The 17,546-nt window shown below is 64.8% G+C and carries 12 protein-coding genes; all 12 read left to right on the plus strand.

The window, feature by feature from the left end; genetic code table 11:
- Positions 1-5: 5 nt before the first annotated feature.
- Positions 6-1,280: a cyclic di-GMP phosphodiesterase gene (locus Atep_RS07410; RefSeq protein ID WP_213381212.1), complete on the plus strand. Its 1,275-nt coding sequence runs from the start codon at positions 6-8 to the stop codon at positions 1,278-1,280.
- 53 nt (positions 1,281-1,333) lie between these two features.
- Entirely contained in the window at positions 1,334-3,427 is a 2,094-nt protein-coding gene (locus Atep_RS07415) for a methyltransferase domain-containing protein (RefSeq protein ID WP_213381213.1), read from the plus strand.
- A 63-nt stretch (positions 3,428-3,490) separates the two neighbouring features.
- Entirely contained in the window at positions 3,491-4,417 is a 927-nt protein-coding gene (locus Atep_RS07420) for a hypothetical protein (RefSeq protein WP_213381214.1), read from the plus strand.
- Positions 4,418-4,522: 105 nt separating this feature from the next.
- A complete protein-coding gene (locus Atep_RS07425) occupies positions 4,523-5,431 on the plus strand; it encodes a DMT family transporter (RefSeq protein ID WP_213381215.1) in 909 nt (302 codons plus the stop codon).
- Positions 5,432-5,456: 25 nt separating this feature from the next.
- Positions 5,457-6,488, plus strand: coding sequence for a biotin synthase BioB (locus Atep_RS07430; protein WP_213381216.1), 1,032 nt, complete (start codon positions 5,457-5,459; stop codon positions 6,486-6,488).
- A gap of 24 nt (positions 6,489-6,512) precedes the next feature.
- Entirely contained in the window at positions 6,513-7,979 is a 1,467-nt protein-coding gene (locus Atep_RS07435; protein ID WP_236786615.1) for a coproporphyrinogen-III oxidase family protein, read from the plus strand.
- Between the two features lie 5 nt (positions 7,980-7,984).
- On the plus strand, positions 7,985-8,545 hold the full coding sequence (locus Atep_RS07440) for a hypothetical protein (RefSeq protein WP_213381221.1): 561 nt from the start codon (positions 7,985-7,987) through the stop codon (positions 8,543-8,545).
- Between the two features lie 683 nt (positions 8,546-9,228).
- The gene (locus tag Atep_RS07445; RefSeq protein ID WP_213381223.1) at positions 9,229-11,331 is read left to right on the plus strand and encodes an HAD family hydrolase; all 2,103 of its coding nucleotides are present in this window, start codon (positions 9,229-9,231) and stop codon (positions 11,329-11,331) included.
- A 73-nt stretch (positions 11,332-11,404) separates the two neighbouring features.
- A complete protein-coding gene (locus Atep_RS07450; protein ID WP_213381225.1) occupies positions 11,405-13,546 on the plus strand; it encodes an FkbM family methyltransferase in 2,142 nt (713 codons plus the stop codon).
- Between the two features lie 16 nt (positions 13,547-13,562).
- Positions 13,563-14,522, plus strand: a complete 960-nt coding sequence (locus Atep_RS07455) for a UDP-glucuronic acid decarboxylase family protein (RefSeq protein ID WP_213381227.1) — start codon at positions 13,563-13,565, stop codon at positions 14,520-14,522.
- Positions 14,519-15,490 (plus strand): UDP-glucose 4-epimerase GalE, encoded by a 972-nt coding sequence (gene galE / locus Atep_RS07460; protein ID WP_213381229.1) that lies wholly within the window; start codon positions 14,519-14,521, stop codon positions 15,488-15,490. Before Atep_RS07455 ends, galE begins: the two co-directional genes overlap by 4 nt.
- Positions 15,487-17,538, plus strand: coding sequence for an HAD family hydrolase (locus Atep_RS07465; RefSeq protein WP_213381230.1), 2,052 nt, complete (start codon positions 15,487-15,489; stop codon positions 17,536-17,538). The genes galE and Atep_RS07465 overlap by 4 nt, the downstream gene beginning before the upstream one ends.
- The last annotated feature ends 8 nt before the right edge of the window (positions 17,539-17,546 follow it).

Consider the following 17,546-nt stretch of genomic DNA (forward strand, 5'->3'; position numbering starts at 1 on the left):
GAAACGTGAATGAAAAGATTCTCGACAAGACTCAGCTACGTATCGGCCTGTTCGTGATGCTCGATCTACCCTGGATGAGTCATCCGTTTTTGACGAACAACTTCAAGATCCGCAATCAGCGTCAATTGCGTACCCTGCGCATGCTCGACATCGAGCAGGTTCGGGTCGACCTGGATCGGAGCGATGCCTTCTCCGAGTCCGAGCTGGACGAAACGGTGACGCTCGACGAGACCGAGACGTCAGAGAGTGGAGAGGATCTAAGCTCGACGCTCTGGGCCGAGAAGAACGAACGCATCCGCCGCCTGAAGCAGCGCCGCTCACGCCTGAACCGATGCGCCAAATCCTATGTCCAGAAAGTGGGCATGGCGCGCAAACTCATGGCGCATCTGCGCTCCTCGCCGGCACAGGCCGCCGAGGAAGCCGGCGAGCTGGTCGACGGCATGGTCAGCGAGCTGACCGAGGACGCCGAGACGACGGTGCAGTTGGTCAATCTCAAGCATCAGGACGAGAACAGCTACAACCACGCCATCAATGTCTCGGCCCTGGCGCTGGTGCTCGGGCGCAAGCTGGATCTCGATCAGGCGCAGCTGCGCCTGCTCGGTCAGGGCGGACTCTTCCATGACCTCGGACACCTGAAGATCCCGGCCCAGATCCTGATGAAGAAGGGACCGTTGACCGAACCCGAGCGGCGTTTCTACGAGCAGCATCCGCGTTACGGGGCCGAGATCGCGCGCCGGATCGGGACACTGCCGGTCGGCGTCATCGAGATCATCGCCAAGCATCACGAGCATCTGGACGGCAGCGGTTATCCCGGGGGACTGCGTGCCAACGACCTCGGACTGCTCACCCGCATCCTGACCGTGGTCAACCGCTACGACAATCTCTGCAACGGCTTCGGCGGCGAGCGTGGTCTGTCGCCGCATCAGGCCGTCTCGCGCATGTATTCCAAGGAACGTCAATGCTACGATCCCAAGGTATTGACGACCTTCATCACCAACCTGGGCGTCTATCCGCCCGGTACCGTGGTGCGTCTGAACGACGAGCGCATCGCCGTGGTCATCTCGATCAACGCCGACGACCTGCTCAAGCCCAATGTGCTGGTCTATTCCGACGAGATCCCCGCCGAGGAGGCCCTGGTGCTGGATCTGATCGAGGAGGGGATCGGGATTCGCGACAGCCTGCACCGCTCCGAGCTGACCCAGACGCAGATCGAATATCTCAATCTCTCGGACAAGCTCAGTTACTACTTCCAGGGCGCCCGGAGCGGTTCGGGTCGCTGAACGGCGTCCCCTTTGCTAACCTTCGCCCATTTTCACCGACAGGGTCACTCATCATGCGGTCTTTGCTGCTTGCCTCATTGCTGACGGTCACTGTGATCGTCCAGCCCCTGATGGCCGCCGAACCGGCGCTCGACGTCCCCTTGCCGGGCAAGCGCTCGATAGTGCGCGTCGGGGCCGTCCCCAATCCAGTCACCGAGGCCGCCCGTGAGAGTGCTCAGGTGCTCTTCGAGGGTCTGGTGGCGAAGGATCCGGCGCAGGTCTCGCGCGCGATCGAACGTATCGAGACCCATCAGGCGGGTGAGGTCGCGGGTGGAAATGGTTCGGCCCTGATCTGGTTGGCGCGGGCCTGGTTGCGCGCCAATGAGGTCGGCCTAGAGGCCGCGCGTCCCGAACCCAAGCTGGAGCAGGCTTATTTCGACTTCTTCCTCGGCGAGGACGCCAAGCATCTCAAGGAGTATCTCCAGCGCAAGTATCGTGCGGGCGATTACACGCCGAACGATCCCGAGACGCACCTGGATCGACTCACCTTTCTCGACGACCTGCTGCTGTTCAACAACCCGATGCGCTCGCAGTGGGATGCCACCGATCGGGTCGTCGAGATCATCGCCGGCCTCGAGCCCAGGGTGAGTCGGGTGATCGACCTGGGCGCGGGCTTCGGCTATTTCTCGACCCGGATCGCCGCGGCGCTGGGACCGGAGGCGATCGTCCATGCCGCCGATACCGAGGAAGCCTATGTCGAGCAGTTGCGCGCCTTCGTCGATCAGTATGATCTCGGCGGCGTGCGGCCGATCCTGTCCAAGCCCAACGACATCGTGGTGCGCGAGCCGACCGATCTGGTCTTCATCGCCTCGCTCTACCATGTGCTCTATGCCTGGAGTCAGCCGACCGAGCGCGACGCCTTCATGGAGACCCTGAACCGGACACTGCGTCCGGGCGGCTATCTGGTCGTGCTCGACAACCGAGACCATGACGGCGTCTCGCTGCACAATGCCTATGTGGATCGCGAGTTCGTCCAGGCCCAGCTCTATCACTATGGCTTCGAGCCGGTCGCGAACGAGGATCTATCGCCCTATCGTTATCTGCTGGTGCTGCGCAAGAGCGCACCCCAGGCGCCCAAGCCGCCGGTCTATACCCGGGCACCGGGGCAGGATTCGATCCGGGTGAGTGACTCGCATTCGGTGATCCACATCGGCAGTCTCGACTCCTTCGACATCACGCCCTCGGGCATCGCCGCCGGCCGGCTGATGCTCAAGGCGCTCAGTGACTCGGACCCGAAGGCCGCGCGTCAGGCCATCAGCCTCTACGACAAGATCATCCCGAATGAGAACTTCGGCGGCGAATACACCGCTCTGCAATGGATCGCGCAGTATCTGGTCGCGACCGAGGACGAGAAACGCGAGATGACGCGAGATCCGCTCACCGCCGAGTTCATCGCCTATCTGGCCGAGGACGACTACGCCAACCTCAAGCTCTATATCGCCAGGAAGTACAAGCTGGAGACGACCTCGATCCCGATCGAGGAGGCCACCGACGAGAAAACGCGCGAGATCGGCATCGTCCGCCGTCAGGCGCTGGAGGACTTCATCCTCTTCAACAACCCCAAGCGCGACGCCTGGGAGCAGTCGCCCAAGATCATGGAGCGCCTGCCGCTGAAGGCCGGTGATCGGGTGGTCGACGTCGGCAGCGGCCCGGGCTTCTACAGCTTCAAGTTCGCCGAGCGGGTCGGGCCGACCGGGCAGGTACTGGCCTTCGACACCAAGGACTCGCACATCGAGTATCTCAATGGCCTGGCGAGCAAATGGGGACTGAAACAGGTCGTCGGTGCGGTCTCGTCCACGGACGGCTTTGAGATCCCGGAACCCGGCACCGCCGACATGGTCTTCATGTGCTCGCTCTATCACATCCTCTATGGCGTCTCTTCCCAGGCCGAGCGTGACGGCATGATCGCTAGTATCCTCAAGGCCCTGAAACCCGATGGGCGTCTGGTGGTCGTAGACAACGGGCCGGTCGAGGCCGGTCTGTTGCCCTACCATGGTCCCTATATCCGTCAGGAGCTGATCGCCTCGCAGTTGAAGGCCTATGGCTTCGAGCTCGAATCCAGCGAGCAGGTGATCCCGCAGCGCTATCTGATGGTGTTCTCGCGCTGAGTACAGCGATGATCGCCCCCGAATCCGCGCCTGGCGTTCGCATTCATACCGGAGTTCACAATCATGAAATCACCACAGTCGGCGCTGATCCTGAGTGCCAGCGCCCTGGTTCTGTCGCTCGTCGCGATCGGGTTGCAGGTCTCGCCCTTGTACAAGCATGACGATCGCGCCCCGCCAGTCACCGCTGAGGAATCGCCGGCCGAGGGCGCGCGGACGGTTCGCGCGGAGACGCCCGAGACCAAGCCCGCCGCCGATGCCGCCGGCTCGACCACCGAACGGCTGCTCGACGAACAGGCACGACGCATCGAGGGTCTGGAGCGCCGGCTCGCCCAGATCACGCGCGTGATGCGGGCCTCCGGGCTCGACGCGGCGGCTCCACTCCTGAGCGGGCCGCCCGGCAGTGAGCCGCTGTTGACGACTCTCGGAGAGCAGTACGCCACACGCGCGCGCTTCGAGGAGAGTCGTCAGCGTCTCAGCGAGCGTGCCAACCGGATGCGCCAGCGCGATCTGGAAACCTATGGTCAGAGCGACTTCCAGCGTCTCACCGAACTCAGCCAGAAGGCCCGCCCAAGACGCGGCAACGAGACCCAGGCCGAGCGTGCCGAACGCGAGGCGGCGCTCAACAGTCTCATGACCCAGTATCCCGAGTCCTGGGCCACCAGCGTGGCGGTCGCCGAGCAGGCGCTCGATGCGGCCATGAATCGCGACACCCAGAGCGCCGAGATGTATTACGAATCCCTGATCAGCACCTCGCCCTACAACGAGGTCGTCACCGAGCAGGGGATCGATGCCATTCCGACGCTCCAGACCTATCTGGCCCGTCAATACATCCAGGAGGGGCGCACGGCAGAGGCTTCGGCCATCCTCGATGCGCTGAGCGCCCAGCCCGACCGGCTCATCATCGAACCCAACGCCATGGGGGAGCCGACCACTCAACCCGTGAGCGAGATCGTGAACGAACTGCGTCAACGTCTGACTCCAGGGCCTTAGCGTGCGTATCGATAACGTCAAAATCCGTGATGGAATCCGTAAGCATTCTTTGGCTACATTGAATCCCATGAGGACTTGGAGCGTCCCGATCGTTGCGGGGCGCCCATGAGTCTGGAGCTGATCGGTATCCTCGCCGCCCTCGGTTCGGCGGCGACCTGGGCGGTCGGCGCGCTGCTGCTGAAACCCTTCGCCGAGCGGCTGCCGGCCATGGCGCTGGCCTTCGCCAAGGGCATCTTCGGGCTGGTCGTGCTGGGCGGGCTGATCCGGCTGATCGGTCCGGACGCCATGAGCTGGACGGCGGCCCTGGTGCTCTTCCTCAGCGGCGTGCTGGGGATCGGGGTCGCCGACACGCTCTTCTTCAAGGCGTTGCGTGAGCTGTCGTCACATACGTCCGTGCAGCTCATGCTGTTGGGGCAGGTGGCGACCATCGCCATGGCGGTGGTCTTTCTGGGGGAGTCGCTGTTCTGGCTGCAATGGCTCGGCGTGGGGCTGGTGATCCTGGGCGTGGCCATCGTGCTGATGGCGCCTGAGGACCAGATGGGTGAGGGGGCTGAAGTGCGCGCGACCCGGCGCGGTGTGCTCTTCGGTCTAGGGTCGGTGATGGCGATGGCCGTTTCTGTGACGATGGCCAAGGGCGCGCTCGACGAGGCCGATGCCCTCACCGCGACCTGGCTGCGGATCGCCGGCGGCGTGGTGTCGTTGTTCGTGTTCGCGCCGCTGTTCTATATTGGGCGTGGCAACTGGTTGAGTCCGATCCTGGCCGACTGGCGTCTGGCGGTCCGCTTCTGCCTGATCGCGACCTTCGTGACCCTGGGCGGATTCTTCCTGTCGCTGCTGGCGATGAAGCTGACGCCCCTGGCGATCGCCAATACGTTACTGTCGACCGAGCCGCTGTTCGTGCTCCTGATCATGGCGCTGTTCCAGCGGGAGACGCCCAGCGCCCGGCGCTTGACGGGGAGCCTGGTCGGTGTCGCGGGCGTGGCGATCATCTCGGCCAGAACACTTTTCACTTGAACCGCGTCCATCGAGGTGTTGCGTCATGAAGACAGTCGAGTCCATCCAGCCGCTCGATCCGCGCGTGCTCTGCGCACGGATCCAGGCCGGCGAGGCGTTCGCGGAGTCGGTCAAGGCCGCCCTGAACGCACGCGGCCAAGCGCAGGAGGCGCTGTTCGAGATCGCCCGCGAGGCGCGGCTCAGCGGTTTTCCCGACCGGCGCGCCGAGGTGCGCAGCGTCATCGAGATCTCCAACATCTGCAAGCAGCGTTGCAACTATTGCAGCATCGGCGATGCCGGGACGCAGAAGTACGTCATTCCGAGCGAGGATCTGGTCGAGATCGCCGCCTTTCTCCATCGCGAGCGCGGGCGGCGCGTGCTGCTGCTGCAATCGGGTGAGAACAAGGACCGGCGCTTCGTCACGAACTTCATCCGTGCCTGCGCCCAAATCAAGGACCGCCTGCCCGACATCCAGTTGATCGGCTGTATCGGCAATTTGAGCCGCGACCAGTACCGCGAGATGCGCGAGGCCGGCGTCGATCGCTATCTGCTCAAGATCGAGGCCTCGAACCCCGCGCTCTACGAGGCGGCCAAGCCGCACGACACCTGGAGCGAGCGGCGCCAGTGTCTCGACGACCTGCTCGAACTCGGGTTCATGGTCGGCAGCGGCATCATCGTCGGTCTGCCGGGACAGACCGAGGACGATCTGGTCGGCGATCTGCGCTTCCTGAGCGATCTGGACCTAGACATGGTCAGCGCCTCGGTCTTCATCCCCGGACACGGCACCGTCTATGAGCACGAGTCGCGCGGCGACGTCGAGACGACGCTCAACTTCATGGCATTGCTGCGCATCCTGAACCCGAGCGCGCTCATGCCGACCACCAGTTCCCTGGAAAAGCTCAAGGCCGATGGTCAGTATCTCGGACTCATGGCCGGCGCCAACACCCTGACCGTCCACGATGGCACGCCGCAGGCGTTCCAGCACCTGTTCCCGATCTATGACGACACCCGCTACCGGCCCAATGACGACCATCTGCGCGCCATCGCCGAGCGCGCCGGTCTGGTCGTTCCCGCTTGAATCGAGGTGAGACCGATGAACGACATGAGCATCAAGACCGATGGCCCCAGGATCGCCGCGCATCGCGACAGCCTGGAGGCGCGTGTCCGGGACTTTGCGCGTTTTCGCGAACTGGGACTGATCGCCCGCTCGGGCGACTTCTTCCCCTCGGTCCATTATCCGCCGATCACCATGTATCCGGAGGCCACCGAGGAGGAGCTGCTCGACGACTATGAACTGCCGTCCGATGGACTGTTCGACGTCTATCTGCATCTGCCGTTCTGCGAGCAGCGCTGTCTGTTCTGTCACTATCCGGTGAAGTTCGGCCATTTCGGCGACAAGACCCATCCCGAGACCGAACGCTATCTGGACGCGCTCGAACGCGAGATGGATCTGTTCCGCCACCGGCTCGGCATCCCGAAGTTCCAGGCGCGCTCGATCCTGGTCGGCGGCGGCACGCCGACCCTGCTCACACCGGCACAACTGGACCGGATGCTGACCGGCTTCAAGGAGCGGGTCGACTGCTCGCGCGTCACCCAGTTCAACTTCGACGTCGACCCCGGCACCCTGACCGACCGGCATGGCGCCGAGCGCCGGCGTATCCTGCGCGAGCACGGCGTCGACCGGCTCACCATCGGCGTGCAGTCGCTCGACGACGAGATCCTGCGCAAGATGCACCGCCCGCACGACGTCAAGACCGCGCTCGCCTCGATCGAGGCCTGCCGGGCCGACGGCTTCCAGCTCAACATCGAATTCATCTTCGGCTATCCGGGCCAGACGCTCGAAGGCTGGATGCGCATGATCGATGAGGCCGCGCGTCTGGATGTCGACGAGATCCAGCTCTATCGGCTCAAGATCGAGTCCTATGGTGATGCTCAGGGGCCGATCGACAAGATCGTCCAACTGCGCCCGCAGGAACTGCCGGCGTTCGAGGAGGCGATCCGCATGAAGCAGGCCGCCATTGAGATCCTGGCCGAGCACGGTTACACGGAGAATCTGCGGCGCGTCTTCTCCAAGGATCCGGCCAAGTATTCGCACTATGCGCACAACCAGTGCTGTCAGCTCTACGATCAGGTCGGCTTCGGCCTGACGGCCTTCAGCAGTCTGCGCGATCGGTTCCTGCTCAACACCCAGACCTTCGAGGACTACTATCGGCGCATCGATTCGGGTCGGCTGCCGGTCAATCGCGGCATCAAGCGCAGTGCCGAGGAACAGAAGCGGTGGGCGATGGTGCTGCCGCTCAAGAATCGTGACGTCGACAAGGCGCAGTATCGGGCGCTGACCGGGATCGAGTTCGAGGACGCCTTCCCCGAGCTCTGGGAGCGGCTCACCGCCGAGGGGCTGGTCGAGGACAAGGGAGCCTTCGCCGGTCTGACCCGCAAGGGTGCTTTCTTTGCCGACGAGGTCTGCCATCAGTTCCACGCGCGTTCCTATATCCCGTTCGAGCCGGACGAGTACGCGCCTGGGCCGTTCAATCCCTATCGAGCACGCCCGGACGCTGTGGAGGTTTGAGGCCGATGGTCGTGAAGGAGTCTTCGATCAGACGCACGCGCCTGGGTTCGGTCGGTGTCTTGGCCCTGTTGGGGCTCGCGGTCAGCAGTCAGGGCTGTGCCGAGGATCCGCCGCGCCAGCCTCCACCGGGTCCGCCACGCGCCGCCATCGACGCCTGTCTCTACAAGTCGTTCTCGGCGTCCTGCTATTTCGAGGACGGCGTCCATGCGATCACGGGAACCTGCCAGGAGCATGGGCGCGATTGGGTCTGCGTGCCGGATCGCCCGCCGCCGGCTGGGCGTCCGATGCCGGGCGGACCGGGCAGCGCCGGTCTCGGCGCCGGAAGTGCTGCCGCCGCGATGCCGCTGTCATCCGCGAGCGGTGTGCCCGAACGTGCGCCCCGACCGCCACGCGAAGCCTTCGACGCCTGTCTGGAGCGTGCCCAGGGTTCGGCCTGTCGTGTCCGGACACCACAGGGCGAGATCGCGGGACGCTGCGTGACCGAACCTCAGGGGTTGGCGTGCATCCCGACCGATCCGAACCATCGTCCGGGTGAGGAGGGTGGGCCAGCATTCGGTTTGCACTGAGTCGAACGTAGGGTACGCCGTGCGTACCCTACGGGAATGGTGGATACCCTACGAGCATCCGTCACGGACGGGGTGGAGGCAAGAGCAACGGCAGGATGTGAGGAATGATGCCCGCCGGGCCAGGATCGGGCGGCGGGGCCGGGCGTGGCCCCGGACCGGGTCCGGGGCCTGGACCTGGGTAGAAGTCAGGGCCGCCCGGACCTCTGGGACCACCGGGTGGATAGGGATCAGGGCCGCCCGGACCTCTGAAGTCGGGTGGCCCCCCACCTGGACCACCAGGGCCGCGTGGCCCCTGTGCCAGCAGGACGCTGTGATCGCGGACGTGGGTTGGCTCGACCCCCAGGGGCGGCGCCTGCACGGCGGCATGGCTCCCCGAGGCGACCATCATCAAGACCAGTATCGGGATCGATCGGTTCATGAGGCGACTCCTTCTGGAATGGCGATGACAGGGACGATCGCTCGACCGTACCCATGCTGTAATCCTACTCCTCAAGTATGACCCAAATCACCTCAATCCGGTGCCGTGAGCCGGTGGCCGGGGTGCTATGATGCCGATTTTCGACGCACCGACCACTGGGATCGGGACTCCGTGGCGTGCGTTCTGGATCTCAATAGAAAACGAATGCTGATCCCCGCCGCGTCTGATCTGGTGGCGCCGGCGGGGGGTCGAGGATGGATGTGGCATGACCCGGAAAACGGTCTTCTCCTTTGGTGTCTTCGATACCCTCGTGACCTACCGCACGGCGACCGTGCGCGGCGTGCTCTGTGCGTTGCGGCACGAGCTGCACGTCCGACAGGATCTCGGGTTGCCGACCCGCCTGATCGAAGAATTCCTGGAGGTTCGCACCACGGCCGATTATCAGGTGCGCTATCCGCTGGGTACGGAGGACGAGGAGCCGGTCGCGGTGCGTCTCGACGCGATCTATGCGCGTATCGCCCAGCGTTATCCGGAGGTCGATCCGGCACTGATCGCGACCATCCGGCGGCTCGAACTGGAACTCACCGCCGAGCTCCTGATCGGCATCCCCGAGAACATCGCGCGCGTTCACCGACTGCTCGATGCGGGCGAGCGGGTGGTGCTGATCTCGGACACGGATTTCACGGGCACCGAGGTCGAAGGCTTGCTGGCCGGCATCGACGCGCGTTTGGCCGGCTGTCCGTGTTATGTGTCGTCCGATCTGGGGCGGACCAAGCGCTCGGGCGAGCTGTTCGGGCATGTCCTCCAGGCCGAAGGCATCGCGCCCGGCCAGCTGGTCCATCTGGGTCACGACGTTCGCGCCGACCGGCGGATGCCGCGCGCCCTGGGGATCTCGGCCGAACTCTACGAGGGCGCCCTGTTGTCCGAGATCGAGTGGGCCTATCACGAGGAGGACAGCCTGTTCTGCCAGTTGCTGGCCGGTGCCTCCAAGACCTATCGAATCCTGCATCCGGACGCCTCCTCGCAAGCCCTGATCGGGGCCGGACTCGCCGGTCCGCTTTTCTACGGCTTTATCCGCGACGTACTCGATCAGGCTCAGCAGCGCGGCCTCCGGCGGCTCTATTTCATCGCGCGCGATGGGATGATCTTCCTGCGTCTCGCGCGCGCCATCGCGCGTGAGCGCGGACTCGACCTGGATCTGCGCTATCTGTACGGCTCCAGACGTGCCTTCCGTCTGCCCTCGGTGTTCGAGATCACGCCGCGCGAGCATCGCTGGCTGGCCGAGCGTATCCCCATGCTGTCGCTCGCCATGCTCGCCGAGCGTGTCGACATGACCGGCGAGCAACTGCACGCCCTCTTGCCCGATGCACTGCGCGCGCGCCTGAGCGATCTGGACGCCTCGATTCCCGAAGCACTCACATTCGAGCTGCTCAAACACTTCGACGAGATCCCGGCTATCCGCGAGGCGATCCTCGACAACGCTCGGCGCGCGCGCGATCTGCTCATCGCCTATCTGGAGCAGGAAGGGTTCTTCGACGCCGGCCCGGTCGGAACCGTGGACATCGGCTGGATGGGCGGCAGTCAGGACTCGCTCTACAAGATCGCCGCTTCGCACAAGCCTGATATCGAGATCCACGGCTTCTATTTCGGGCTCTTCCACTATTCGCACTACACCAGCGCGCGCAATCGCAAGACGGCCTATGCCATCCGGCCCAACCATGTCGAGGACAACATCGTCGCGCTCCATACCGAGCTGCTGGCGCAGGCCGATCATGGTCAGACGGTCGGCTACGAGCGCCGGACGGATGGGCGGGTCGTGCCCAGATTACGCGACGACGGCGGCCATCTGCGCGACTGGGGCATCTCCGGATTCCTGGACGGCGCCGAATGGTTCGCGACCGAGTATGCGCGACTGGCCGGACGCTATCCGCTCCTGACCGAGCATTTCGACGCCGTCCTGCCGCGTCTGTTCGAACTCATGCACAAGCCGCCGCGTCTGATCGCCGAGACGCTGGGCCGCGTGCCCTATTCGGGCGATCATTGCGATCTGGCCCTGCGCGAGTCGGCGCCGGCCTTTGGGGTGCGCGACGCCTTCGACTATGCGTTCCGGCGCCGCTATGAGGATCGACGGCTCATGACCGAGTGGTACGAGGCCAGCCTGGTGCGCAGTCCGCCTCTGGCGCGTCTGATCCTGAGACTGCATCCGCTCTCACAAGGTCTCAAGGTGCTCGTCAAACACTCGATGCTCGACAGCCTGAAATTGGCGCGCACGCTGCGAAAGCACCTCAGGCGTTTCAAGCAGGAACGCGCGACCGGACGGCGTCTGATTCGCGATCTCTCGGCGGCACGCGCGAGCGAACGCCCCTAAACCCCTTTACGATCCACCTGGTCCGGGCGACCCTTGACGCCCGGATCACAGCTTTCCGCGGAGCATGGCATTCATGGGTTCTCCCACCGTCAGCATTGCGCTGCCCGTCTACAATGTCGCCCCCTATCTGCGGGCCTGTCTGGACTCGATCGTCACGCAGGATTTCACGGATCTGGAGATCATCTGCGTCAACGACGGTTCGACCGACGAGTCGCCCGCGATCCTGGCCGAATACGCGCGGCGCGATCCGCGCATCCGCATCGTCGATCAGACCAACCGGGGACTGGCCTCGACGCGCAACACCGCCCTGGCGCACGTGCGGGGACGTTATCTGCTTCATGTCGATTCGGACGACCTGCTGCGTCCGGGCGCCGTCTCGCGTCTGGTCGAGGAGATCGAGCGTACCGGGGCCGATTTCATCGTCTTCCAGCACCTGATGATCGAGGACGAGCGCGAGTTCGATAACTGGTACTACGACTTCGACGGCTGGAGCCTGGAACCCAAGACCCGGCTGGAGCAGAAGCTCGAGATCCTGCACTACCACTACACCTGGTCGAAGTTCTTCCGGATGGACTTCCTGAACCGGTACGACTTCCGCTTTCCGGACGGCTTGCAGTTCGACGACAACGTCTATCACTGGCAGGTGCTGCTGGCGGCCCAAAAGGTCGTGCTGCTGCCCGAAAAGCTCTACAAGTACCGGATGCGTGCCGGTTCGATCATGTGGCATCGCGGGCGCCACCATCTCGACATCTTCCGCATCTTCAAGGAGGGGATCGCGCTCTTTCGCGAGCAGGGCGTCTACGAGGCGGTGTTCCGGGACTTCATGCAGTACAAGATGAGTCTGCAATACTTCTGGACCCGCGACATCGAGCCGCGATTCCGTTATCTGGCCTATCGGGGCATCCTCGATGGACTCTCGGCCGACGAGGAGCGCTTCGTGCGCGAGTATCCGCATCTGTTGGACCCCGAGGCGATCCGCTTCTATGAGCGCGTCTTCGCCTCGCCGCTCTATCGGCAGGGTGCGCATCGGGCGCTGGCCCTGCAATTGACGGCGCGGCGCTATCTCTCGTCGGGGCGTGCGCGTCTGCGCGACCAGGCGCGCGCGCTGCGTACTCGGGTCGGCGGTCTGCCCTGGGTCCAGCCGATCAAGCATCGCGTCCTGGGACGGCGTGTGATCCCTGATCCGCGCTGCGCCGATGTCCTGACCAACTATCAGAGTGTCGCGACCTATTGGGTCCACTTCTGGCGCGACTATCTGCGCACGCATCACGCCGACATGCCCGAGCGTCTGGCGACACTCCAGCGCGGTCTGTCCGAGAACGACCGCGCCCTGGTCGAGACCTTCGTGCGCATCTATGACCAGTATCTGCCCGAATGCCGGGACTACAGCCGCTTCCTGCTGCACAGGGATCTGCTCTGGCGTCCGGCCGAGCGCTTCCGGCAGAACACCCGTCCGGCGCCCCGGATCGCCGCGCGTTATCAGGCGTTCCTGGACGAATACCCCTGGCTCTCGGCCGAGGTGTTCGAGGCGCTCTATGGCCTGAACGCCTTTCCGCGCGACATCCGGGCCCGCATCCGCGCCGGGGGCGATGTGATCGACGGCGGGGCCTTCATCGGCGACTCGGCGGTGCAGCTCGCCGATGCCTGTCCGAACGGCCGGGTGCTGGCGCTCGAACCCGATCCGGTCAACTTCAGGCGGCTGAGCGAGAACGTCGGACGCTTCGGCCTCCAGGGTCGGATCATCCCCGAACCCCAGGGGCTGCACGACCATCGCGGTCACTTCGAGATGCATCATCACGGCGCCGACGACTTCCCCGATCAGGGCACCAGCCTGCTCGCCGACTTCCGCGACGAGGCCACGCACGGCGGCGAGAGCCGGGTGCGGTGTGAGTTCGATACCATCGACGCCCTGGTCGCGCGCCATGAGCTGCGCCCGGTGCTCATCAAGCTCGACATCGAGGGACTGGAGAAGGAGGCCCTGCTCGGCGCGGTCGAAACCCTCCGCCGCCATCGCCCGGCGCTCATCGTCAGCGTCTATCACCATCCCAAGGACTTTCTGGAGATCAAGCCCTGGCTGGAATCGCTGGATCTGGGCTATTACTTCAGCTTCAGGCGTCTGGATCTGCAATCGCCGGTCGCGGACATGGTGATGCTCTGTTATCCGCGACTCGACACGCTCGGCGTGGGCGAGTCGGCGTCCCGATCGAATCTTTAAAGATAATCGAACCCTCATGAAGACATTACACAAACGTGTCCTGGTCACCGGCGGGGCCGGGTTTCTCGGCAGCCGGCTGTGCGCGCGGCTGGTCGCCGAGGATTGCGAGGTCATCTGCGTCGACAACTTCTACACCGCGACCAAGGACAACGTCAGCCAGTTGCTCGGCCATCCGCACTTCGAACTGATGCGCCACGACATCACCTTTCCGCTCTATGTCGAGGTCGACGAGATCTACAACCTCGCCTGTCCAGCCTCGCCCATTCATTATCAGTTCGACCCGGTGCAGACCACCAAGACCAGCGTGCATGGCGCCATCAACATGCTGGGTCTGGCCAAGCGCACCAAGGCGCGGATCATGCAAGCCTCGACCAGCGAGGTCTATGGCGATCCCGAGTGTCATCCGCAGACCGAGACCTATTGGGGCCGCGTCAACCCCATCGGCCCGCGCGCCTGTTACGACGAGGGCAAGCGCTGCGCCGAGACCCTGTTCTTCGACTATCACCGTCAGCACCGGCTCGAGATCAAGGTCGCGCGCATCTTCAACACCTATGGTCCGGGGATGCATCCGAACGACGGGCGGGTGGTGTCGAACTTCATCGTCCAGGCACTCAAGGGCGAGCCGATCACCCTCTATGGCGACGGTTCGCAGACGCGCTCCTTCTGCTTCGTCGACGACATGATCGAGGGGTTCGTGCGGCTCATGGCCAGCCCGGCCGAGATCACGGGGCCGATCAATCTGGGCAATCCGATCGAACTGAGCATGCGCCAACTGGCCGAGCGTATCCGCGAACTCACGGGGTCCAGGTCCGAACTCGTCTACCGGCCGTTGCCGCAGGACGACCCGACTCAGCGCCAGCCCGACATCACGCGCGCGCGTGAACTGCTCGGTTGGGAGCCGCGCGTGCCGCTCGACGAAGGACTCAAGCAGACCATCTTCTATTTCGAGGGTCTGCTGAGCCGGGGGCTGGCATGATCCCGGTCCTGGTCACGGGCGGCGCGGGCTACATCGGCAGCCACACCTGCAAGGCGCTGGCACGCGCGGGCTACCGGCCGATCACGCTCGACAATCTGGTCTATGGCCATGAATGGGCGGTGCGCTGGGGACCGCTGGAGATCGGCGACATCAGCGACCGCACCTGTCTGGACGCGGTCATCGCGCGCCATCGGCCCGAGGCGGTGATCCATTTCGCCGCCTATGCCTATGTCGGCGAGTCGGTGCGCGATCCGGGGCGTTACTACCGCAACAATGTCGCCGGCACCCTGACGCTGCTCGAAGCCATGCGCGATCACGCCATCCCGCACATCGTCTTTTCGAGCACCTGCGCGACCTATGGCGTCCCGGACCGGACCCCGATCACCGAGGACCATCCGCAGCGTCCGATCAATCCCTATGGCGCCTCCAAGCTGATGGTCGAGCGGATACTGGCCGACTTCGAGCAGGCGCATGGTCTGGGCTGGATCGCGCTGCGCTATTTCAATGCCGCCGGCGCCGATCCCGAGGGCGAGATCGGCGAGGATCACGATCCCGAGACCCATCTGATCCCGCTGGCGCTCCAGGCCGCCGCCGGGCGCGGACCGCAACTCCAGGTCTTCGGCGACGACTATCCGACCCCGGACGGGAGCTGTATCCGCGACTATATCCATGTCGCCGATCTGGCCGAGGCCCATGTCAAGAGTCTCGCCCATCTGCGCGCGGGCGAAGCGAGCGGCGCCTTCAATCTCGGGACGGGGCAGGGCGCTTCGGTGCTGGAGGTCATCGCCGCCGTCGAGCATGTCACCGGCCGTCCGGTTCCGCGTGAGATCGGCCCGCGCCGTCCGGGCGATCCGCCGGTACTCTATGCCGATGCCGACAAGGCGCGGCGTCTGCTCGGTTGGGAGCCGCGCTATCGCGAGCCGGCCGAGACGATCGAACATGCCTGGAAATGGCATCGGTCCAGATGATCTATTCATTCGATATCTTCGACACCCTGATCACCCGCCGGGTCGGCACGCCGCGCGGGGTCTTCGTCCATCTGCAACGGCGTCTGCTGGCCGATCCCCAGGGACTGCCGCCTGAACTCTGCCGGCACTTCGCGCACGAGCGCGTGGCGGCCGAATACGCCGCTCGTATCGAGGCGCGCGAGCGCGATCCCCAGGCCGCGCATCAGGTCGAGGAGATCGACTTCGCCGACATCCACGCCTGTCTCGGTCGGCGGCATAGACTCGCTGACGCCGACATCGAGCGTCTGATGGAACTCGAACTGGCCGCCGAGGCCGAGTTCCTCTATGGCGTCCCCGAGATGCTGACGCGGTTCCGCGCGTTGGCTGAGCGTGGCGAACGGGTGGTGTTGATCTCGGACATGTATCTGCGCCGTCAGGATCTGAAGCGACTGCTCGACGGTATCGATCCCTTCCTGCTTGAGGCCGCGCCGCTCTATCTCTCATCTGAGATCAAGCTCAACAAGGCTTCGGGTCGGCTGTTCGAGCATGTGGCCGAGGTGGAAGGCGTGGCGCTCGCCGAGATCCGGCACATCGGCGACAACCCGATCAGCGACATCAGCCGTCCGCGCGAGAAGGGCTGTCAGGTGACGCTGTTCGATGCCTGTCATTTGACGCCCGACGAAGCCTTCGGCGCCAACGAGGACGACTTCGGCTGGCAGGTCTCGGCGGGCGTTCTGCGCGAGAGCCGTCTGACGCTCGACTCCGACCGCGCGCGCTTGGGCGCCATCCATGCCGCGCCCCTGCTGCTGCCCTTCGTGCATTGGGTGATCGATCACGCACGCACCCAGGGCCATGACCGGCTCTATTTCCTCGCCCGCGACGGACAGGTGCTGCTCGACATCGCCCGTCGGCTCGGGCCGGCGGATCTGGAGACGCGCTATCTGCATGTCTCGCGTCTGGCCTGTCATCGCTGTGTCGATCAGGATTACGAGGCACTGGTCGATTGGATCCTGGTCTCGCACTGCGAGATGTCGCTCATCGACATCGCCCATCGTCTGAGCGCCCGACCCGAGACCCTGATCGAGCGGCTCCAGGCGGCCACGGGTCTCACGGATTCGCCCGAGACACCGCTCGATGCCCGCACCCGGCGGCGTCTGCGCACGCTGTTCGTCTCGGACCCCGAACTCAAGGCGCTCGTCCTCGAACAGGCCGCCCTGGAGCGCGCCCGACTGCTGGACTATCTGGACCAAGAAGGACTGACCGAAAGCGATGCGGTCTGTCTGGTCGATGTCGGCTGGAGCGGCACCATCCAGGATTCGCTGCACGCGATCCTGAACGCCGAGGAGTCCAGCCAAGTCAGCCTGCACGGCCTCTACTGGGGCCTGATGGGCCAGGCACGCGCCGGCGCCGCGACCAACCGCAAGACCGCCTTCGCCTTCCAGCCCGGCCGGTTCTGGCGCGATCCGACCGCCCTGCGCGAGATCGTCGAATGCTTCACCGCCGCCGATCACGGCAGCACCCTGGGCTACGAAGCGCGCGACGGCGTCCATCACCCCATCCTCAACGCCGAGGGCGCCGAGATCCGCGATTGGGGTCTGAGCGAGTTTCGCGCCGGCATCCATTCATTCACCGACCGTCTCGGGCAGTGGCTCACACCGGCCGAGATCATGGCCCTCATGCCCCATTACTTCAGCCGCCTGGAATTCCTGGTCGAGCGCCCGAGCCTGCTGCTCGCACGCGAGATCGGCGACTTCCCCTATTCGCCCGACCCGACCGGACGCCTGCGGCCCTTCGCTCCGGCCCTGAGCCTCGGCGAGGCACTGACCTATCATCTGAGTCCGGGCGCCCGGCGCGGCGCCATCACCCGCTGGCGCCAGGGCAGTCTGGTCAACAGCGCCCCCCCGGTGCGCCTCCTGATGTCGTCCAAGGTCAACCGCGTCTCCGGGTTGCTGCGTGCCGTCCATCCGCGCGCGCTGGTGCGCTTCCTGCCCTATCCGGTGCTGATGTGGCTCAAGCAGCGACTGCCGACGCCGATGCTCCGTGCCGCACGCGCCATGCTGCGGATGTGATAGCAGTT

Origin of the sequence: Allochromatium tepidum, from assembly GCF_018409545.1 — a bacterium.
Taxonomy (GTDB): Bacteria; Pseudomonadota; Gammaproteobacteria; order Chromatiales; family Chromatiaceae; genus Thermochromatium; species Thermochromatium tepidum_A.